Origin of the sequence: Thiohalocapsa sp. (assembly GCF_019695415.1) — a bacterium.
Taxonomy (GTDB): Bacteria; Pseudomonadota; Gammaproteobacteria; order Chromatiales; family Chromatiaceae; genus Thiohalocapsa.
In genome coordinates this window covers 1-3,135 of sequence record NZ_JAIFKJ010000554.1, presented here as the reverse complement: position 1 = coordinate 3,135, position 3,135 = coordinate 1, and the positions used below count along the sequence as shown (strand labels likewise).

Below are 3,135 nucleotides of genomic sequence, written 5' to 3'. Positions count from 1 at the left end.
TTAGGAAGGGCGATGGGCTCCCGGGTTACTTTGCCCGGCACCCAGGGAGTGGAGCGCTGCTGGCTGCGGCGGCAGCGTAGGCTGATGGCGGTGCTGTGCTTTCGCGCCTGCGAGCGCTGCCCCTGCGCTCACAGGGCCTGTGTCAAGGAGAGGAGTACTGCGGGCACGGCGGCGATTCAGTTGCCCCCTGCGGCTTCGCGGGAGGGGCCATCCAAACCGGCTTCGTGGCGAAAGCGCTGCCGGGTTGCGGCGGGCGTCATCGCCCAGCGCGCGAGTGGAGACTCAGAGCATTCCCAACTGGAGCTTGGCCTCGTCGGACATGGTATCCGGACTCCATGGCGGATCCCAAACCAGCTCGACCTCCACCTCGCCCACACCCTCCACGGTCTTCACGGCGTCCTTGACCATCACGGGCATCATGCCCGCCACAGGGCACGCCGGTGCGGTGAGGGTCATGTCGATGGCAATGTTTCCGCCATCGGCGATGTCGATTTTGTAGATGAGACCGAGGTCGTAGATATTGACCGGGATCTCCGGGTCGTGGACCTTTCGCAGCGCCGCGATGATCGGCTCCCGCAGCGCCTCATCGGTGGGAGCCCCGCCGCTGGCACCGTCGGCCTCGGGGGTCGCGGCAGACGCGGCGCCGGCCTCGCTCTCGTCGCGGTCGACGCCTTCTTCGTGGCCGGCACCGAAGCCGGCGAAACGCGCAAGTCTGTTCATCACATCACCACCATGACGACCTCCGGACCGGCGGGCACATGCCCGTGCAGCCCGGATGGGGTTTGGATTCGAGCGGGGGACGCGGCACCATCGTGCGGGCTGTCTCAGATCGCTGCCGCCTCGAGTCGCCGGCCGACCACGTCCGACACATAGGCCTCGAGCGCGGCATGACCGAGGGCGTCGATGATCTCTTCGGCAAAGCCAAGGCAGAGCATGCGTCGCGCCAATGCCTCCGGAATGCCCCGCGAGCGGAGGTAGAACAGCATTTCCGGCTCGATCTGACCCACGGTCGTACCGTGGCTGCACTTGACGTCGTCGGCGTAGATCTCGAGCTGCGGCTTGGTATCCACCTCCGCATTCTGCGACAGGAGCAGATTGCGGTTGGACATCTCGGCGTCGGTCTGTTGAGCGTCCTTTGCGACATACACCAGGCCGTCGAAGACCGCCTTGCCTTTGCCATGGACGACGCCCTTGAAGTTCTCGCGGCTCGTGCACCGCGGCAGACCGTGACGGACATCCAAGTGATAATCCAGCAGCTGCTTGTCACCGGCGAGATACAGCCCCTGCAGATCGCACTCGGCATGCTCACCGCTGAATCGGGTCACCAGGTCCGTGCGTGCCCAACGTGCGCCGATGCCCACGTTGATGCCATCGTAGCGGCTGTTGGCCCCTTGGCTCAGGTAGACACCGGAGAGATGAAAGGCGCTCGCGCTCTCTACCTGGATGCGCCGATGCCGCAGCACTGCATCCCTGCCCAGCTGGATCTCGACCAGGGCGTTGGTGCAGTAAAGGGCATCGCCGAGGCTCGCATAGCGTTCGATGAGCGTGACCTGTGCGCCGTCACCCAGCGTGATGAGGTGGCGCGGCTGCGCGACCCGCGGCTCGTCCATGCCGACGGACAAATGCAGCAGCTCGACGGGCTTCTCCGCAACGGTGCCGCGATCTGCCGCCAACACCATGCCGTCATCGAGGCCGGCGGTGTTGAGGGACGCAAACACATGGGCACCCTCACCGGCAACAGCGCCGATGCGCCCAGCCAGCGCGCTCGCATCCCGGGCGAGCTCGGCGCGCAGGCTGCTGACGCGCAGACCTGCCGGCAGATCAGCGAGTGCCGAGAGCTCAGGCGCAAAGCGGCCGTTGACCATGACTACGCGGTGGGCATCCAGCCCGGGTGCCAGCACATCGTCGATGTCCTCTGGCAACAGCGCAGTGAGCGGCTCGTCCACCGGCGCGAAGTCCTGCTCCAGCAGCGCGCGCAGACCCGTATAGCGCCATCCCTCAGACTTGCTGGTAGGCGCACCCTGGGTCTGCACCCGCTCGGCGGCAGCCGCCCGAACGGCGGCGAGCCACTCGGGCTCGCCCGCCGAGGTGCGGGACAACTCCGACGAGCGCCAGCTATCAAAGGGGCCAGGCTCATGCACTACCGCCGCCATTGGGGGGTCTTGTTTGAGGGCCTGCGCGCTCATGCCGCTGCCTCGTCGACGATCCAGCCGTAGCCCTTCTCTTCCAGCTCCAGCGCCAGCTCCTTGCCGCCGGAGCGGATAATGCGGCCTTTGGCGAGCACATGGACATAGTCAGGCTCGATGTAGTCCAGCAGCCGCTGATAGTGGGTCACCACCAACATGGATCGCTCGGGGCTGCGCAGGGAATTGACTCCATTGGCCACCACGCGCAGGGCGTCGATGTCGAGGCCGGAGTCGGTCTCGTCCAGGATGGCGAGCTTGGGCTCCAGCAGCGCCATCTGGAAGATCTCGTTGCGCTTTTTCTCACCGCCGGAGAAGCCGAAGTTCACCGGGCGCTTCAGCAGTGAATCGTCCAGGTGCAGCACCTTCAGCGTCTCCTTCATGAGTCGCATGAAGGAGACCGCGTCCAGCTCTTCTTCGCCGTGGTACTTGCGCTTGGCGTTCAGCGCGGCCTTGAGGAAGTAGGTGTTGTTCACGCCCGGCAGCTCGACCGGGTACTGGAAGGCCAGGAACAACCCCAGGCAAGCCCGCTCCTCGGGCTCCAGCTCCAGCAGGTCGCGCCCCTCGAAGCGGACGCTGCCGCCGGTGACCTCGTAGCCCTCGCGGCCGGAGAGGACGTTGGCGAGCGTGCTCTTGCCGGAGCCGTTCGGCCCCATCATGGCGTGCACCTCACCGGCGCCCACGTCCAGGTCGAGACCCTTTAGGATCTCCTTGTCATCGACTTTGGCCTTCAGGCCTTTCACAGACAGCATGTTCGACTCCTAATCGGCTGGCGGCATCCGGTTTGGATGCAGCTCGCATGTGTGGTTTGGCTGCGCGCCGGCTGCCGGCTCACAGCGTTGTTAGCGCGGGCTAGGACGCTCCACGCGCGCCCGATCCGCACGGCAGGGCGCAAGGAACGGGGAACGAAGTCGCCTTAGACCACCGCCCCCTCGAGGCTGATGATCACGAG

3 protein-coding genes are annotated in these 3,135 nt (G+C 65.9%); all 3 read right to left on the bottom strand.

The annotated features are described in order from the left end of the window. Positions 1-282: 282 nt before the first annotated feature. Positions 283-720 (bottom strand): SUF system Fe-S cluster assembly protein, encoded by a 438-nt coding sequence (locus tag I6U14_RS15315; RefSeq protein WP_296900389.1) that lies wholly within the window; start codon positions 718-720, stop codon positions 283-285. Positions 721-824: 104 nt separating this feature from the next. Then, the gene (gene sufD / locus I6U14_RS15310; protein WP_296900388.1) at positions 825-2,186 is read right to left on the bottom strand and encodes a Fe-S cluster assembly protein SufD; all 1,362 of its coding nucleotides are present in this window, start codon (positions 2,184-2,186) and stop codon (positions 825-827) included. Beyond that, positions 2,183-2,935: a Fe-S cluster assembly ATPase SufC gene (gene sufC, locus I6U14_RS15305; RefSeq protein ID WP_296900387.1), complete on the bottom strand. Its 753-nt coding sequence runs from the start codon at positions 2,933-2,935 to the stop codon at positions 2,183-2,185. Before sufC ends, sufD begins: the two co-directional genes overlap by 4 nt. Positions 2,936-3,135 lie beyond the last annotated feature (200 nt).